The sequence below is a fragment of the Agromyces sp. NPDC056389 genome, assembly GCF_042262385.1.
Classification (GTDB): domain Bacteria; phylum Actinomycetota; class Actinomycetes; order Actinomycetales; family Microbacteriaceae; genus Agromyces.
In genome coordinates this window covers 81,724-96,876 of sequence record NZ_JBHJPN010000002.1, presented here as the reverse complement: position 1 = coordinate 96,876, position 15,153 = coordinate 81,724, and the positions used below count along the sequence as shown (strand labels likewise).

Below are 15,153 nucleotides of genomic sequence, written 5' to 3'. Positions count from 1 at the left end.
GCGAACTCGCGGTGCGAATGGCCCCTTACCGAGGGCTTGTCGCGGTGATCGGCGGGGAGTACCTTCACCTCCATGCTGAGAAAATCTCATGATCAACGTCGATTCATGTCGCGCCTCGGCGCCATCTCGCTGCTCGCCCTCGGGCTGGTCGCAGGCGTCGCTGCAGCGCCGGCCGCGGCCCTCCCCGCGGCATCCCTGCAGGGCACGACCGTCTCCGTCGGCACCCCGACGGCAGTCCATTCCTCGTTCTGGACGATGCGGAGCTACGTGGCGCTCGGCGATTCGTTCACTGCCGGGCAGGGTGCGCCGCCCTACCGCCCGGGTGCGTGCATGCAGAGCCGCTACGCCGGCTACCCGACCATCGCGGCAGCGCTCAGCGTCTACCGGTTGACCGAGAACCGGGCCTGCTCCGGGGCGACCGTCGCCGATACGACCGCGCAGCTCGCCGGAGTCGGGGCGTCGACTGCGCTCGTCACCCTGACGGTCGGCGCGATCGATGTCGGATCGAACGACGTCTTCGCCGCATGCTCGGCGAACCCGGATCCGACCGTCGACCCGTGCAAGACGGCGATCGCGACCAGTACGGCGAAGCTCGCGGAACTCGGTCCGAAGCTCGCCACGCTCTACGCGACCATCGCCGCGACCCTGCCCCAGGCGCGCGTCGCGGTGCTGAACTATCCGCGTCTGTTCGAACCGGGTGTCGCGCCCCTCGGTGATCTGGTCAACACCGCGACCAACGGATTGAACGCCGTGATCCAGGGCGCCGTCGCCGCGACCGGCAATCCGCGCGTCAGCTACGTCGATGCGACCGATGAGTTCGCCGGCCACGGCATCGGCTCGCGGGTGCCGTTCATCGCCTTCGATCAGGCCGATCTGCTCGCCCCTGCGAACTTCCACCCGAATGCGCTCGGAAACCTGCTGGGCTACGGGCGGGCGCTCGCGCAGGACCGGGTGTTCAGCCGCTGACGACCGGTCGGCCGTCGGCCGTCAGAGCGGCAGGAAGCCCGCGCTGCGGTGGAGCGCGTCGCGCTCGGCGAGGGCCGCCTCTGCGACGGCTCGGGCTTCGATCCGGCGCAGCAGTCGGTCGCGATCGTTGCGCCGTGCTTCGCGCTGCAGGCCCCAGCTCGCGAGGCCGAGTCCGCTGCGCACCGCCCATCCGGAGAGGAGCCCCGCGTCGGGGGAGAGAAGGGTGGTCATCGTTCCTCCTTCGGAGAAGTGTCGGCGGTCGGTTCCCCGCGGACGAGCGGGAAGGCGTTGATGTGGATCTGCACCGGACGGGATCCCGGCGACGGGGTGCGCTTGTAGGCGTCGATGTATCGCTTGAGCACCAGATCGATGTCGGTGACGAGTTCATGCAGCTGCTCGGGGGTAAGGCGCACGTTGATGGTGTCGGAGGTCGCGATATCGAGCCACTCGGGACCGAACACCGCCTCGCCCTCAGTGAGGAAGTCCCGCATGTTCTGTTCCCTCGTGCGGAACCACTCGTCTTCGACGAGCTTGACGGCGAGACGGTCGGCGCTGCCCGGCGGCAGCGACCGGGCGTCGGGGATCGCGATCGAACCCGGCGTGCGTTCCCACCACCGCTCCCGGCCCTTGCCCTTCGTGGTGTCCTCGCGCACGAGGCCGGCGCGCTCGAGCTGCCGCAGGTGGTAGCTCGTCGAGCCGCTCGACTCGCCCAGCCGTTCACCGAGGCCGCTCGCGGTCAGGGGGCCGTAGGCGGAGAGTTCGTCGTAGATGCGAACACGCAGTGGATGCGCGAGGGACTTGAGGCTCGCCGACGGCAGCACGTGATCGATGCCGGGGTGTCGGCTGCTGCTCGGCTGTGCCGCGATGTCGTCGGGGTTCTTGGTTGCCATGTTGCAAAGATATCGCTGCAAAGAAGTCTTTGCAAGGGTTTCTTTGCAAGTCGTTCGTTCAGCCTCGTTGAGCCTGCTCGAGCCACGCGATCGTGGCGTCGGCGAACCGCTCGGCGCTGCCGGGTGCAAGGCCGAGGTAGAGCATCGGTTCGATGAGCTCCAGTTCGAGCACCGAGAGCCGCCCCTCGAAGCGGACGACGTCGACGCGGGCGTAGAGCAGCTCGAAGGGGAGACGCGTGAGCATCGACTGCACGGCCGTCGCGTCAGACCGGTCGACGGAGATCGTCTCGACGGTGCCGCCGTAGATCCCGTGCGCGCGGAAGTCGCCCGTCGCCGGCCGCTTGCGAAGGGTGTGGCTCAGGGCGCCGCCGATGAAGATGAAGGAGAGCTCGCCCTCGTCGAGGATCTCCGCGGCGAACGGCTGCACCATGACCTCGGTCTCCGGCGGGAGCGCGTCGAGGACGAGGCGGAGGGTTGCGGCGGTCGTGCGCACGACGCCCGAGCCGCCCACGCCGACCGCGGGCTTCAGCACGAGTTCGTCCCAGCCTGCTGCGGCGACCTCCGCGCTCAGTCGGGCTCCGCCGGCCGGAGTTCCGCGCACGAGCGGCACGATGGGAACGCCGAGTCGATCGAGATCGTCGAGGTAGCGCTTGTCGGAGTTCCATCGCACGGGCCCCTCGGAATTGAGCAGCTGCGCACCCGACCGTTCGACGGCGGCGAGCACCTCGAGGAACTGCGGCAGATGGTCGATGTAGTCCCAGGTGCTCCGCACCACGACGGCGTCGTACGCGTTCCAGTCGACCCGCGCCGCGCTCCACGCCACGGGCTCGGCCGAGACGCCTCGCTCGGCGAGTGCGTCGATGAGCCGGTGATCGTCGTCGAAGAGCGACTCCACGTCGGGGATCTCCCACGTCACGAAGCGGGGGAGTCGTTCGCAGCGGAGGACGGCGACGCGCAGCTGCCGCGCCTCCCGTGCCGGGTCGGTGCCGGTCATGGCGCCAGACGATAGCACGGGCGGCGCGGATGCGCCGGTACGTGTCCGGGGTCGCGCGCTCAGAATCAGGTGAGTGCGGGCGCCGCCGTGCTGCCGCGCACGACGAGCGTCGCGGCGACGTTCGTCTGCTCGGGTGTCGAGTCGGGGTCGGCGATGACCTCGATGAGGTGGTCGACCGCGAGTCGCCCGATCTCCTCGAACGGCTGGGCCACGGTCGTGAGTGCCGGGCTGCAGTAGGCGGCGAGCGCGATGTCGTCGACCCCGATGACCGAGACGTCATCGGGCACGCGTCGACCGTGTTCGTGCAGCGCTCGGATGACGCCGAACGCCATCTCGTCACTCGAGGCGAAGATCGCCGTCACCTCGGGCATGCGGGCGAGGAGCAGGCCCGCCTGGTATCCCGACTCGGGCGACCAGTCGCCTCGCAGGATCGGGGGCGCGTCGCGGCCCGCCGCTGCGAGCGCTGCGCGCCATCCGGCCTCGCGTTCGCCGGCTTCGACCCACTCGCCGGGCCCGGCCAGGTGCCATGCCGTCTCGTGCCCGAGCGACAGCAGGTGCTCGGTCGCGATGCGCCCGACGGAGGTCTGGTCGACGGCGACCACCTGGGTCGACGCCGACCTCGATCCGTCGATGGTCACGGTCGGGATGCGGCGGCTGATCTCCTCGGTCGCGTCGCTGCCGACGAGCAGGGGCACGGCGAGCACGATGCCCTCGACGGCCTGTTCGGCGAGACGCGACATCGCCTCGGCGATGGACTCGGGGGAGAGGGAGGTCGTGGTCGCCATGCTCACGGCGTAGCCGGCCGTGCGTGCTGCGCGCTCCATGCCGTAGCTGATCACGGCACTCGAGTAGTTGAGGGTCGGCATGCTCACGACGCCGATCGTCCGGCTGCGTCCGGACGAGAGCATGCTCGCCGCCGCATTGCGTCGGTAGCCGAGCTGGGCGACCGCCTGTTCGACCTTCGCCCGGGTGCGAGCCGTGACGTTCGGGTGGTTGCTGAGGGCCCGTGAGACGGTCTGCTTCGAGACACCCGCGAGTGCGGCGACATCGGCCATGTCGGGGGCTCGACCGGCGAAGGATCTCGGTGTGCTGCTCATGGTCGCTCCATCGGGGCGTCAGTGCGGCATGGACCCTCCATCCGCGGCGATGTTACCGATCATACCGGTTCGACACGTCCAGGTAGGGGATGTCGAAAGTTCCGTGGTGTCGTTGGGCATAGTGCTGTTGATATCGGTAACAATCTGTGTAATGCTGTCCGACGACGGCCCCTCGGCCAGCACCTCTGCATTCACATTCAAGGGAGATTCAGTGAAGAAGACAGCACTTCGCTCGGCCGGTCTGGCCGGAGCGGTCGCGGTGGGCCTCGCGCTCACGGCCTGCTCGAGCGGTGGCGGCGCGAGCGCCGATGGCCCCGTCGAGATCGACTTCTGGGGCTGGGCCCCGGGCTACGCCGACGCCGTCTCGGCATACAACGCCTCGCAGGACGAGGTGAAGGTCAACTACGAAGAGGTGGCTCCCGGCGCCAAGGGCGGCTACGAGAAGATGCTCAACGCCGTGACCGCCGGCAATGCGCCGTGCCTCGGTCAGGTCGGCTACGAGACGCTCACGAGCTTCGCCGCGCAGGGCGCGCTCGAAGACGTGTCCGAGGTCGCCGCCGGCGACGAGGGCGACTTCAGCGCAGCCACGTGGGCGGCGATGAGCGTCGGCGACGCCGTCTACGGCGTGCCGGTCGACCAGGGGCCGATGGCCCTGTTCTACAACACCGAGGTCTTCGACTCGCTCGGCCTCGCCGTGCCGACCACGTGGGACGAGTACAAGGCCGCCGCGCAGCAGATCCACGCGGCCGACCCGTCGAAGTACATCTCGGCGACGTACCTGAACTACGACTACGCCGGGTTCGACTGGCAGGCGCAGGCGCCGTGGTTCGGCGTCGAGGGCGACTCGTGGAACGTCTCGATCGACTCGCCCGAAGGTGAAGAGGTCGCCTCGTACTGGCAGGGCATGGTCGACGAGGGCCTGCTGAGCCCTGCTCCCATGTGGGACCAGTCCTGGTACACGGGGCTCGGTGACGGCAGCATCGCCACGCACGTCGGCGCCGTCTGGATCGCCGGCATCCTCAAGGGCAGCGCGCCCGACGGTGCGGGCAAGTGGGCCGTCGCGCCCATGCCGCAGTGGAACGCCGGCGACGAGGTCACCGGCAACGTCGGCGGCTCCGGCACCGCGGTGCTGAAGGGCTGCGACGACCCCGAAGCGGCGTGGGACTTCGCGCACTTCATGAGCACCGACCCCGACACCTTCTCGGCGCTCGTCGAGTCCGCCGGCTTCTACCCGGCCGCCACCGAGCTGCTCTCGCTCCCGGTGCTCAGCGAGGGTGACGACTACTTCGGCGGACAGAACATCTACGAGGTCTTCACCGAGTCCTCGGAGCACGTCGCAGAGGGCTGGGTCTGGGGCCCGAACATGCCCGAGACGGTCGGGTTCCTCGACGACGGGCTGAGCGGCGCGTGGGCCGGTACCGGCACCATCGCCGATGCGCTCGCGAACACCCAGCAGAAGACGGTCGACGCGCTCGAAGCGCAGGGCCTCTCGGTCTCCGAGTAGAGCACGGGACGCGGCATCCGCCGCGCACCGACGGGTGGCGGGCCGGACGACCGGCCCGCCATCCGGCCCACGACGCACGCACGACAAGGAGCGACATGACCACCACCACCGCGAACGGAGCGAGCGCACGCGTGCGCCGGTGGCGCACGCCATGGCTCTTCCTCACCCCGTTCCTCGTGCTCTTCGTCGCGATGTACCTGGCTCCGATCGCGTTCGCGTTCATCCAGAGCCTCTTCACCCTGCAGCGCGACGGGCTCGGCCTGACCGCGCCGACGCTCACCTTCGATCCGTTCGCGAACTACGCGCGGGTCTTCACCGATGACGAGTTCATCGCCTCCCTCGGCCGGGTGCTGCTCTTCGGCGTCGTGCAGGTTCCCGTCATGCTCGGCCTCGCCCTCTTCATCGCCCTGCTCATCGACTCGAAGTCGGCTCGCGGTCGCGGCTTCTTCCGCCTCGGCAGCTTCCTGCCGTTCGCGGTGCCCGGTGTCGTGGCCGCGGTGATGTGGTCGTTCCTCTACTCGCCCGTCACGAGCCCGATCAACGGGTTCCTCGAGGCGACGTTCGGGTTCAGCATCCCGTTCTTCAGCGACGCGCTCGCCCTCTGGTCGGTCGCGAACGTCGTCACCTGGTGCTGGACCGGCTACAACATGCTCATCATCTACTCGGCCCTGCAGACCATTCCCGCCGAGACCCTCGAAGCGGCGAAGATCGACGGCGCCTCGTCGTGGCGCACCGCCTGGAGCATCAAGATCCCGATGGTGCGGCCCGCCCTCATCCTCACGACGGTCTTCTCGATCATCGGCTCCGCGCAGCTCTTCAACGAACCCACCGTGCTGAAGTCCATCTCGGGCGGTGCGATCACCTCGACGTACACGCCGCTCATGGCGGCGCAGGCCCAGGTCGCGGCGCAGAACTACCCCTATGCCGCCGCGGAGTCCGTCGTGCTCGCCGTGCTCGTCGGCGTGACGTCCTTCGTCTTCTTCAAGATCACCGGAAGGGGAGATCGTTGACCCCGACCCTCGCCTCAGCGACCCGCCCCCGAGGCCAGCGCGACACCTCGCCCGCCAGCCGCACCGGCGTCATGGCCGTGCTGCTCCTCGCGGCGTTCTACTTCCTCATGCCGATCTGGTGGCTCATCGTCGCCGCCACGAAGCCCGCCGGCCACCAGTTCAGCGGCAGCGGCCTCTGGTTCGACGGCTTCGGCCTCTTCGAGAACATCGCCCTCGTCTTCGACGTGAACGACGGCATCTTCGGCAAGTGGATGCTGAACAGCATCTTCTACTCGGGCACCGCCGCCCTCGTCGGCACCGTCATCTCGGCCATGGCCGGGTACGCGATCGCGAAGTACGCGTTCCGCGGCCGCGGCGTCGTGTTCGGGGTCATCCTCGCCGCGGTGCTGATCCCGAAGGTCATGTTCACGTTGCCCCTCTTCCTGATGTTCAACCAGATCGGGCTGCTGAACACCCCCCTCGCGATGCTGCTGCCCTCGATCGTCAGCCCGTTCGGCGTGTACCTCGCGAGCGTGTTCGCGGCGCAGTCGGTGCCCGACGAGCTCATCGAGGCCGGCCGCCTCGACGGGGCGGGCGAGTTCCGCATCTTCCGCTCGGTCTCGATGCGCATCATGACTCCGGCGCTCGTCACGATCTTCCTCTTCCAGTTCGTCGAGGTCTGGAACAACTACCTCCTGCCGGCGATGGTGCTGAACGACAGCTCCCTGCAGCCGGTCGTCGTCGGGCTCGTCGGCTGGTCCGCCTCGAACGGCAACGTGCCCGCGGGCACCGTCGTCGTCGGAGCCTTCCTCTCGATCATCCCGCTCGTCATCGCATTCCTCTCCCTGCAGCGCTTCTGGCGCGCGGGCCTCACCGCCGGAGCCATCAAGTGACCCGCCCCGCTCCATCCGAGACCATGAGCCCATCCGAGACCGCCAACGCGACCGCGGTCGGCACAGCTTCCGCGGCCGGTGCTCGATCCGCCCCGATCCTCACGTTCCGCGACGGCGAACTGCTCCGAGACGGGGTCCCGCACCGGGTGCTGAGCGGCTCGATCCACTACTTCCGAGTGCACCCCGAGCTCTGGCGCGATCGTCTCGAACGACTCGCCGCGCTCGGCCTCAACACGATCGACACCTACATCGCATGGAATTTCCACCAGCGGGGCATCGGCCCGGCCGACTTCAGCGGATGGCGCGACGTCGAACGCTTCATCGCGCTGGCCGGCGAGCTCGGTTTCGACGTGATCGTGCGGCCCGGCCCCTACATCTGCGCGGAGTGGGACAACGGCGGTCTGCCGTCGTGGCTGACCGGCGTGCCCGGACTCCGGCCCCGATCGAGCGATGAGCGCTATATGGCGGCCGTCGAGGAGTGGTTCGACGAGCTCATCCCGCGACTCGCCGCGTTGCAGGCGGATCGCGGCGGCCCCGTCGTCGCGGTGCAGCTCGAGAACGAGTTCGGCAGCTACGGCGACGACGCCGGCTACCTCCGCCGCCTCCGCGACGGGCTCGTCGCCCGCGGCGTGACCGAGTTGCTCTACACCGCCGACGGCCCGACCGAGCTCATGCTCGACGGCGGCACGCTGCCCGACGTGCTGGCGACCGCGACCTTCGGCTCGCGCGCCCGCGAGGCGGCCGAACTGCTGCGGTCGCGCCGCGACGGCGAGCCGTTCCTCTGCGCCGAGTACTGGAACGGCTGGTTCGACCACTGGGGCGAGCACCACCACGTGCGGGAGCCACGCGGCTCCGTTGGCGTGATCGACGAGATCCTCGAGGTCGGCGGTTCCGTGAGCATCTACATGGCGCACGGCGGCACGAACTTCGGGCTCTGGTCGGGTGCCAACCACGACGGCAGCGTGCTGCAGCCGACGGTCACGAGCTACGACTCCGACGCACCGGTGAGCGAGCACGGCGCGATCACCGAGAAGGGCCGGATGCTCCGGCAGCGACTCAAGGCGTTCACGGGCGTCGTTCCCCCCGATGTGCCTGAGGAGCGACCCGTGCTCGCCGCGCGGAGTATGCCGACGGTGCCCGGGGCGGCACTGCTGCCGGCGCTTCGGGCAGGCGGCGGCGGCGAGGCATCCGTCACCGTGGCGCCGGCGAGCTTCGAAGAGCTCGGTCTCGACGCCGGTCTCATGCTCTACGAGGCGGCGCCGATCCTGCCGAGCGGCACGAGCACGCTCTCGATGCGAGGCCTGCACGACCGCGCCCAGGTCTGGGTCGACGGCCGGTTCATCGGCGTCGTCGACACCGCGAGCGCCGCCGCGGGCATCGAGCTCACCGGGCACGGCGAGCCGGTGCGCCTCGAGATCCTCGTCGAGAACCAGGGCCGCATCAACTACGGTCCGTTGCTCGGTCAGGGCAAGGGCATCCTCGGAGCGGTGCAGGTCGACCGGCGGATCGTGCAGGGCTGGCGGAGCCGGCCGATCGCGCTCGCCGACTGGAGCGCATCCGAGCTCGAAGCCGCCGCCGCGGGGGCGGGCGACCCTGGATCCGCGGGCGGCGAAGCCGTCGAACAGGGCGCTGCCGGGTTCCGCATCTCGACGTTCGAGATCGAGGCCGCCGCCGACACCTTCCTCGCGTTGCCCGGCTTCGCGAAGGGCTTCGTCTGGGTCAACGGGTTCATGCTCGGCCGGTACTGGGAGATCGGGCCGCAGGTCACGCTCTACGTGCCGGCGCCGCTGCTGCGCCCCGGTGCCAACACCGTCACGGTGCTCGAACTCGAGCGGGCCGGCGACGACCTCGAATTGCGGGAAGCCCCCGAGCTCGGGCCGGAAGAGGAGTACATCGAGTCGTTCGGCTGAGCGAACGGCCGGATCGGCCGGGGCGCCGGACCGGCCGGGGCGCCGGACCGGCCCGATCGGCGCGCCTCAGCGCTCGAGCAGCGGGGCGAGCCGGTAGGGGATGAGCTCGCCCATGGCGAGCGAGGTCTCGGTGCGTTCGACGCCGTCGATCGCGAGGATCTCGCCGTCGATGCGGAAGAGATCGTGCGCGTCGCGGCAGACGACCCGCACGAGCAGGTCGATCGATCCCGAGAGCCCGTGCGCCTGGATCACCTCGGGGATGCGCCCGATCTCGTCGACGACGTCGCCGAGGAGCTTCTGGCGCACGTGCACCGAGATGAACGCCTCGATCGGGTACCCGAGCGGCGCCGGATCCATGCTGCGCTCGAACGAGAGGAAGGCGCCGGAGGCCTCGAGGCGCGCCATGCGCGCCTGCACCGTGTTGCGGGAGAGGCCGAGGCGGTCGGCGAGCGCCACCACGGTCGCTCTCGGGTCGGGCGCGAGCGCCGTCAGCAGCGCCTTGTCGACAGCGTCGTAACCGGTCATAACGCCACACGATAGCAGTCGAGCGGGCGATCGAACCGTGCAACATGCTCAACGGTGCTCTCGTTGGTTGAGCTGTGTGCGAGATCGACGTACGCTCTGGGTATCCGGCAGTGCCGCCGGGCGCGGGCAGCCCACGAAGCGGGCCCGCCGACAGCGAGGATCGACGATGACCCCATCCGACCGAGACGCCACCGGGCTTCTGACCCAGCGCGAGCTCACGCAGCCCGACGACTTCGTACAGCTCGTGACCCCGACGGGCGAACGCCACGCGAACGCGGAGTTCGATCCGTGGATCGCCGACATCGACCTCGGAGCCCTCGGCCGCCTCTACCGCGACATGGCGATCGTGCGGCGCATCGACTCGGAGGCCACGGCACTGCAGCGCCAGGGCGAACTCGGACTCTGGCCGCCGCTCGCCGGTCAGGAGGCCGCGCAGATCGGTGCTGGCCGCGCGCTCCGCGACGACGACTTCATCTTCTCCAGCTACCGCGAGCACGCGCTCGCGTGGGTGCGCGGGGTCGAGCCCGCCGAGCTCCTCTCGGTCTGGCGCGGCACCGCGGCATCGGGCTGGAACCCGTTCGAGCACGGCATGGCCGTGCCGCAGATCATCATCGGCGCCCAGACCCTGCACGCCACCGGCTACGCCATGGGTGCGGCATGGGAGGGCTCGGATGCCGCGGCGATCACCTTCTTCGGCGACGGCGCGACGAGCGAGGGCGACGTCAATGAGGCACTCGTCTTCGCAGCGAGCTTCGACGCCCCCGTCGTCTTCTTCTGCCAGAACAACCAGTGGGCGATCTCCGAACCTGTGGGCCTGCAGTCGAAGCAGCACCTCGCGCGCCGCGCCGACGGCTTCGGCATGCCGGGAGTGCGCGTCGACGGCAACGACGTGCTCGCCGTGCTCGCCGCCACGCGCATCGCGCTCGAACGCGCTCGCCGCGGCGGCGGGCCGACGTTCATCGAAGCGGTCACGTATCGCATGGGCCCGCACACGACCGCCGATGATCCCAAGCGCTACCGCGCCGACGACGAGCTCGCAGAGTGGCGCGAGCGCGACCCGCTCGCACGGGTGCTCGCGCTGCTCGAGGCATCCGGAGTCGACGTCGCCGGCCTCGAGCGCGACGTCGCGGCCGACGCCGACCGTGCCGCCGCCGAACTGCGCGCCGCGATCACGACGATCGCCGACCCCGAGGCGCTGACGGTCTTCGACCACGTCTACGCCGAGCCGAACAGCCACCTCGAGCGCCAGCGCGACCACTACACGCGCTACCTCGCGATGTTCGACGACGCCTCGCCGGTGCAGAGCACGGATGCCGCGGCATCCGGGACCGCCGAAGGAGGCGCACGATGACCACGCTCACCCTTGCGAAAGCCCTCAACGCCGGCCTCCGCCGTGCACTCGCCGACGACGACAAGGTCGTGCTCATGGGCGAGGACATCGGCACGCTCGGCGGCGTCTTCCGCGTCACCGACGGGCTGAAGGCCGAGTTCGGGGCGAAGCGCGTCGTCGACGCGCCGCTCTCCGAGGCGGGCATCGTCGGCACCGCCGTCGGGCTCGCCTACCGCGGGTTCCGGCCGGTGATCGAGATCCAGTTCGACGGATTCATCTATCCGGGCTTCGACCAGATCGTCGCGCAGGTCGCGAAGCTGCACTACCGCTCGCGCGGGAATGTCCGCATGCCGATCACGATCCGCGTGCCGTTCGGCGGCGGCATCGGCGCGGCCGAGCACCACTCGGAGTCGCCCGAGGCGTACTTCGCCCACACCGCGGGGCTGCGCGTCGTGGCGTGCTCGAACCCCGCCGACGCGTACGTGATGGTGCGCCAGGCGATCGCGAGCGACGACCCCGTGCTGTTCTTCGAACCGAAGCGGCGCTACCACGTGAAGGGCGAGGTCGACGAGGCAGCCAGCCTCGCCGACGCGCGGCCGATGGGCGTCGCGACGACCATCACGACGGGTGACGACGTGACCCTCGTGACCTACGGCGCGCTCGTGCAGACGGCGCGCGACGTCGCGACCGCGGCCGCGGAGGACGGGGTGTCGATCGAGGTGATCGACCTGCGCTCGCTCGCACCCGTCGACTACGCGACCATCGAGGCCTCCGTGCGCCGCACCGGTCGGCTCGTGATCACCCACGAGGCGGGTCAGCAGGGCGGCGTGGGCGCCGAGCTCGCCGCGTCGATCACCGAGCGCTGCTTCGAGTTCCTCGAGGCCGCCCCGGTGCGCGTCACGGGGCACGACATCCCATACCCGCCGGCGAAGCTCGAGCGGCACCACCTGCCCGACCTCGACCGCATCCTCGACGGGGTCGATCGGGTGCTCGGCCGGCCGAACTCGCTGAGCGGGGTGGAGGCGTGAGCATGATCCGCGACTTCCCGCTGCCCGACCTCGGCGAGGGTCTCACCGAGTCCGAGCTCGTCGCCTGGCGCGTCGCCGTGGGCGACCGCGTCGAGCTCAACCAGATCATCGCCGACGTCGAGACCGCGAAGGCCGTCGTGGAGCTGCCCTCGCCGTACGCGGGCGTCATCACGGCGCTGCATGCGGCCGAGGGGGAGACGATCGACGTCGGCGCACCGCTCTTCTCCTGCGACACGGGCGAAGCGGATGCCTCGGGCTCTGCCCCGACGGCGGCGTCCGCGTCGCCCGCCGAGCAGGCCGCGCCTGCGGCTTCGTCGGCTTCGGCGACCTCGGCGTCGAGCGCCGGCCAGGATGCCGCGTCCGACGCCGCCCCCGGACCGAACCTCGTCGGGTACGGTGCCGCAGCCGAGACCGGCCCCAAGCGTCGTGCACGCCGGTCGGCGCTCGTCGCCGACCTCGTGCCGGCGGTTCCCGCGTCGCCTGCCGAGGTGTCCGCCGTCGAGGCCGCTCCCGCCGCCGCGTCGGCGCGCACCGAGCGTCCGCGCTCGACGCCCCCCGTGCGCAAGCTCGCCCGCGATCTCGGCCTCGACCTCGAGGCGATCGATGGCAGTGGCGAGCGCGGCCTCATCACCCGTGACGACGTCGAGCGCGCGGCATCCGCTCTCTCGATGCCGGTACCCGACGACGTGTCGTCGCTCACGGCGCCCGGGCGCACCGACGCGCCCGCCGAGACGCGGATCCCGATCAAGGGGGTGCGCAAGCACACGGCGGCGGCGATGGTCCGGAGCGCGTTCACCGCGCCGCACGTCACCGAGTTCCTGACCGTCGACGTGACGGCCACGATGGAGCTCCTCCGCGGACTCCGCGACGATCGCGAGTTCACTGGTCGCAAGGTGACGCCGCTCACGGTCGTCGCGAAGGCCGTGTGCCTCGCCGCCCGGCGCACCCCCGAGGTCAACTCGCGGTGGGACGAGGAGGCGCAGGAGATCGTGCGGTACGGCGGGGTCAACCTCGGCATCGCCGCCGCGACCGAGCGCGGCCTCGTGGTGCCGAACGTGAAGGCCGCCGAGCGCATGTCGCTCGGCGAACTCGCCGATGCGATCGCCGCGCTCGCCGAGACCGCGCGTGCCGGGCGCACGAGCCCGGCCGACCTCTCGGGCGGCACGATCTCGATCACGAACATCGGGGTCTTCGGCATCGATGCGGGCACGCCGATCCTGAATCCCGGTGAGGCGGCGATCCTCGCGATGGGTGCGGTGCGTCGTCAACCGTGGGAGCACCGCGGCGAGATCGCGCTCCGCGAGGTGATGACGCTGAGCCTCTCGTTCGACCACCGGCTCGTCGACGGGGCGCAGGGGTCGCGCTTCCTCGCGGATGTCGGTGCGATCCTGCGGGAGCCCGGGCGAGCGCTCACGATGATGTGACGCCGTGCCGGCCGTGCCCGGCGCGTTCGCCGCTGGCGGCATCGGCGCTCCGGCGGGAGGATAGTGGGCATGAACGCACGCAGCATCCTCTCGCCGGGCGAGACCGCCGACGAGCTCGCCGGCACGGCCTTCAGCCACGACGGCGATCGGCTCGTCGCGGCCTACTCGACCTCAGACTTCGCGAGCGCGGTCCGCTTCGTCGACGCGGTCGCCCTCGTCGCCGACGAGCTGAACCACCACCCCGACGTGCAGCTCGGTTGGGGCCGGGTCGGGTTCGAGCTGAGCTCCCACGACGTCGGCGGCGTCACCTCGCGCGACCTCGAGCTCGCAGCGCGCATCTCGGGCATCGCGGCCGAGCAGGGAGCTCGCGCGGGAGGCTGAGTCCCGAGACGCGGCGCGGCGGCATCCCGAACGCACCGCGACCTTGACGGGGGCGTCTCAGTCGAGCGTGTAGACGCGCTCCTCGACCTCGGTGTCGCGCGCATTCGCGAAGCTCGTCTGGGTGGTCGTATGCCGGAAGCCGAGCTTCTCGAGCAGCGCGATCGACGCAGCGTTGTCGGTGGCCAGGCGGGCGCGCACCGGGCGCTCGTGGACCTCGTCGAGGAACAACCGCATCGCCCGGGTCGCGATGCCCTCGCCCCAGCGGGCCGGGTCGATCCAGCACGTGACCTCAGCCACTCCGTCGTCGAACCACCGGGCGACGCTGCCCGCGATCTCGCCGTCGGCGCGCACCGTGCGGGCATCGACCGTGGGGTCTGCGAGGAGTCGCCGCCAATGGGCGTCGAACATCGCGCGATCGCTCGGGTCGGGCGGTGTGAACGCGGCCATGCGAACGGCGGTGGGGTCCTGCTCGAATCCGAACAGAGCGTCGAGATCGCCCGCGCGAGTGGCGCGCAGGGTCACGACATGAGGCTCGCCCATGTCATTTCCTCCAGGATGCCGCGGATGGTGCCGTCGGCGGGTCTGCGTCCAGGGATGCGGGCGCTGTGCGGAGTGGAGTTCAGGAGGCCGAAGGCGGCGTGTGCCCGGATCCTGAGCTCCGTCTCGGCCCGATCGGGCCGAAGTCTTTCGAGGGTGTCGACCCAGTGCTCGACGTACTGGCGCTGGAGGAGTCGCACCTCGTGTCGTGCCCCGACGTCGAGTTGTTCGAGCTCACGGTCCTGGACGAGGATCACGTCGGCGTCGCCCAGGGCGAAGTCGACGTGGAACGCGATGAGCTCGCGAAGCGTCGCGGTCGGGTCGGATGTCTCGCCGAGCACCCGCTCGGCGCCGTCGAGCAGCGTGCGGCTCGCGCCCTGGAGGATCGCGGCGAGCACGGCGGCCTTGCCCGGGAAGTGGCGGTAGACCGCGGGGCCGCTCACGCCGACCGCTGCGCCGAGATCCTCGATCGTCACCCCGGCGTACCCCCGCTGGGCGAAGAGCGTCGCGGCCGCTGCGAGGATGGCTTGCCGGCGATCGGCCTTCAACCGGCTGCGCTCGGTCGCCGTCGCGGTCACGACAGCTGCTGCTGCCGGCGCATCGGCGAATGCGTCGCCGGCGATCTCAGCCGCGTTCGGTGTGGTTGCCATCTCGGTTAATGCTCGCTAACATCGGGAATCGAGTT

16 protein-coding genes are annotated in these 15,153 nt (G+C 70.3%); 9 read left to right on the top strand and 7 right to left on the bottom strand.

The features are described from left to right. The first annotated feature begins 105 nt into the window (after positions 1 to 105). Positions 106 to 966: an SGNH/GDSL hydrolase family protein gene (locus ACFCVM_RS13405; protein ID WP_375836898.1), complete on the top strand. Its 861-nt coding sequence runs from the start codon at positions 106 to 108 to the stop codon at positions 964 to 966. A 21-nt stretch (positions 967 to 987) separates the two neighbouring features. Here ACFCVM_RS13405 and ACFCVM_RS13400 read toward each other — a convergent pair whose 3' ends face one another. The 4 genes from ACFCVM_RS13400 to ACFCVM_RS13385 form a co-directional block, all read right to left on the bottom strand. Continuing rightward, positions 988 to 1,197, bottom strand: coding sequence for a hypothetical protein (locus tag ACFCVM_RS13400; RefSeq protein ID WP_375836896.1), 210 nt, complete (start codon positions 1,195 to 1,197; stop codon positions 988 to 990). Beyond that, positions 1,194 to 1,856 (bottom strand): ArsR/SmtB family transcription factor, encoded by a 663-nt coding sequence (locus tag ACFCVM_RS13395; RefSeq protein WP_375836894.1) that lies wholly within the window; start codon positions 1,854 to 1,856, stop codon positions 1,194 to 1,196. The genes ACFCVM_RS13400 and ACFCVM_RS13395 overlap by 4 nt, the downstream gene beginning before the upstream one ends. 58 nt (positions 1,857 to 1,914) lie before the next feature. Beyond that, positions 1,915 to 2,850, bottom strand: a complete 936-nt coding sequence (locus tag ACFCVM_RS13390) for a RimK family alpha-L-glutamate ligase (RefSeq protein WP_375836891.1) — start codon at positions 2,848 to 2,850, stop codon at positions 1,915 to 1,917. 65 nt (positions 2,851 to 2,915) lie between these two features. After that, positions 2,916 to 3,947: a LacI family DNA-binding transcriptional regulator gene (locus ACFCVM_RS13385; protein ID WP_375836889.1), complete on the bottom strand. Its 1,032-nt coding sequence runs from the start codon at positions 3,945 to 3,947 to the stop codon at positions 2,916 to 2,918. A gap of 211 nt (positions 3,948 to 4,158) precedes the next feature. Between ACFCVM_RS13385 and ACFCVM_RS13380 the strand changes: the two genes are divergently transcribed. From ACFCVM_RS13380 to ACFCVM_RS13365, 4 genes are all read left to right on the top strand, one after another. Further along, entirely contained in the window at positions 4,159 to 5,451 is a 1,293-nt protein-coding gene (locus ACFCVM_RS13380) for an ABC transporter substrate-binding protein (RefSeq protein WP_375836887.1), read from the top strand. Between the two features lie 95 nt (positions 5,452 to 5,546). Then, positions 5,547 to 6,461, top strand: a complete 915-nt coding sequence (locus tag ACFCVM_RS13375; protein WP_375836885.1) for a carbohydrate ABC transporter permease — start codon at positions 5,547 to 5,549, stop codon at positions 6,459 to 6,461. After that, entirely contained in the window at positions 6,458 to 7,333 is an 876-nt protein-coding gene (locus ACFCVM_RS13370; protein ID WP_375836883.1) for a carbohydrate ABC transporter permease, read from the top strand. Before ACFCVM_RS13375 ends, ACFCVM_RS13370 begins: the two co-directional genes overlap by 4 nt. Positions 7,334 to 7,356: 23 nt before the next feature. Further along, positions 7,357 to 9,243 carry a glycoside hydrolase family 35 protein gene (locus ACFCVM_RS13365; RefSeq protein WP_375836881.1) on the top strand — a complete coding sequence of 629 codons (1,887 nt, stop codon included), beginning with the start codon at positions 7,357 to 7,359 and terminating at the stop codon, positions 9,241 to 9,243. Between the two features lie 66 nt (positions 9,244 to 9,309). Here the strand turns inward: ACFCVM_RS13365 and ACFCVM_RS13360 are convergent, their stop codons facing one another. Continuing rightward, on the bottom strand, positions 9,310 to 9,768 hold the full coding sequence (locus ACFCVM_RS13360) for an Lrp/AsnC family transcriptional regulator (protein ID WP_074261157.1): 459 nt from the start codon (positions 9,766 to 9,768) through the stop codon (positions 9,310 to 9,312). A gap of 166 nt (positions 9,769 to 9,934) precedes the next feature. Between ACFCVM_RS13360 and pdhA the strand changes: the two genes are divergently transcribed. The 4 genes from pdhA (at position 9,935) to ACFCVM_RS13340 (ending at position 13,931) form a co-directional block, all read left to right on the top strand. Further along, on the top strand, positions 9,935 to 11,119 hold the full coding sequence (gene pdhA / locus ACFCVM_RS13355; protein ID WP_375836878.1) for a pyruvate dehydrogenase (acetyl-transferring) E1 component subunit alpha: 1,185 nt from the start codon (positions 9,935 to 9,937) through the stop codon (positions 11,117 to 11,119). Continuing rightward, entirely contained in the window at positions 11,116 to 12,126 is a 1,011-nt protein-coding gene (locus tag ACFCVM_RS13350; RefSeq protein WP_375836876.1) for an alpha-ketoacid dehydrogenase subunit beta, read from the top strand. The genes pdhA and ACFCVM_RS13350 overlap by 4 nt, the downstream gene beginning before the upstream one ends. 2 nt (positions 12,127 to 12,128) lie before the next feature. After that, entirely contained in the window at positions 12,129 to 13,550 is a 1,422-nt protein-coding gene (locus ACFCVM_RS13345) for a dihydrolipoamide acetyltransferase family protein (RefSeq protein ID WP_375836873.1), read from the top strand. Between the two features lie 69 nt (positions 13,551 to 13,619). Then, positions 13,620 to 13,931, top strand: a complete 312-nt coding sequence (locus tag ACFCVM_RS13340; protein ID WP_375836871.1) for a 4a-hydroxytetrahydrobiopterin dehydratase — start codon at positions 13,620 to 13,622, stop codon at positions 13,929 to 13,931. 57 nt (positions 13,932 to 13,988) lie between these two features. On the opposite strand, the gene ACFCVM_RS13335 is transcribed toward ACFCVM_RS13340, so the two are convergent. Next, the gene (locus tag ACFCVM_RS13335) at positions 13,989 to 14,471 is read right to left on the bottom strand and encodes a GNAT family N-acetyltransferase (RefSeq protein ID WP_375836870.1); all 483 of its coding nucleotides are present in this window, start codon (positions 14,469 to 14,471) and stop codon (positions 13,989 to 13,991) included. Then, a complete protein-coding gene (locus tag ACFCVM_RS13330; RefSeq protein ID WP_375836868.1) occupies positions 14,450 to 15,118 on the bottom strand; it encodes a TetR/AcrR family transcriptional regulator in 669 nt (222 codons plus the stop codon). Before ACFCVM_RS13330 ends, ACFCVM_RS13335 begins: the two co-directional genes overlap by 22 nt. Positions 15,119 to 15,153: the final 35 nt, after the last annotated feature.

Excerpts from the sequence above, each read along its gene's own strand:
- ACFCVM_RS13365 (WP_375836881.1), top strand. The coding sequence starts at position 7,357 with ATGAGCCCATCCGAGACCGCCAACGCGACCGCGGTCGGCACAGCTTCC.
- ACFCVM_RS13390 (WP_375836891.1), bottom strand. The coding sequence starts at position 2,850 with ATGACCGGCACCGACCCGGCACGGGAGGCGCGGCAGCTGCGCGTCGCC.
- ACFCVM_RS13345 (WP_375836873.1), top strand. The coding sequence starts at position 12,129 with ATGATCCGCGACTTCCCGCTGCCCGACCTCGGCGAGGGTCTCACCGAG.
- ACFCVM_RS13335 (WP_375836870.1), bottom strand. The coding sequence starts at position 14,471 with ATGGGCGAGCCTCATGTCGTGACCCTGCGCGCCACTCGCGCGGGCGAT.
- ACFCVM_RS13330 (WP_375836868.1), bottom strand. The coding sequence starts at position 15,118 with ATGGCAACCACACCGAACGCGGCTGAGATCGCCGGCGACGCATTCGCC.
- ACFCVM_RS13400 (WP_375836896.1), bottom strand. The coding sequence starts at position 1,197 with ATGACCACCCTTCTCTCCCCCGACGCGGGGCTCCTCTCCGGATGGGCG.
- ACFCVM_RS13350 (WP_375836876.1), top strand. The coding sequence starts at position 11,116 with ATGACCACGCTCACCCTTGCGAAAGCCCTCAACGCCGGCCTCCGCCGT.
- pdhA (WP_375836878.1), top strand. The coding sequence starts at position 9,935 with ATGACCCCATCCGACCGAGACGCCACCGGGCTTCTGACCCAGCGCGAG.
- ACFCVM_RS13385 (WP_375836889.1), bottom strand. The coding sequence starts at position 3,947 with ATGAGCAGCACACCGAGATCCTTCGCCGGTCGAGCCCCCGACATGGCC.
- ACFCVM_RS13405 (WP_375836898.1), top strand. The coding sequence starts at position 106 with ATGTCGCGCCTCGGCGCCATCTCGCTGCTCGCCCTCGGGCTGGTCGCA.
- ACFCVM_RS13340 (WP_375836871.1), top strand. The coding sequence starts at position 13,620 with ATGAACGCACGCAGCATCCTCTCGCCGGGCGAGACCGCCGACGAGCTC.
- ACFCVM_RS13395 (WP_375836894.1), bottom strand. The coding sequence starts at position 1,856 with ATGGCAACCAAGAACCCCGACGACATCGCGGCACAGCCGAGCAGCAGC.
- ACFCVM_RS13360 (WP_074261157.1), bottom strand. The coding sequence starts at position 9,768 with ATGACCGGTTACGACGCTGTCGACAAGGCGCTGCTGACGGCGCTCGCG.
- ACFCVM_RS13375 (WP_375836885.1), top strand. The coding sequence starts at position 5,547 with ATGACCACCACCACCGCGAACGGAGCGAGCGCACGCGTGCGCCGGTGG.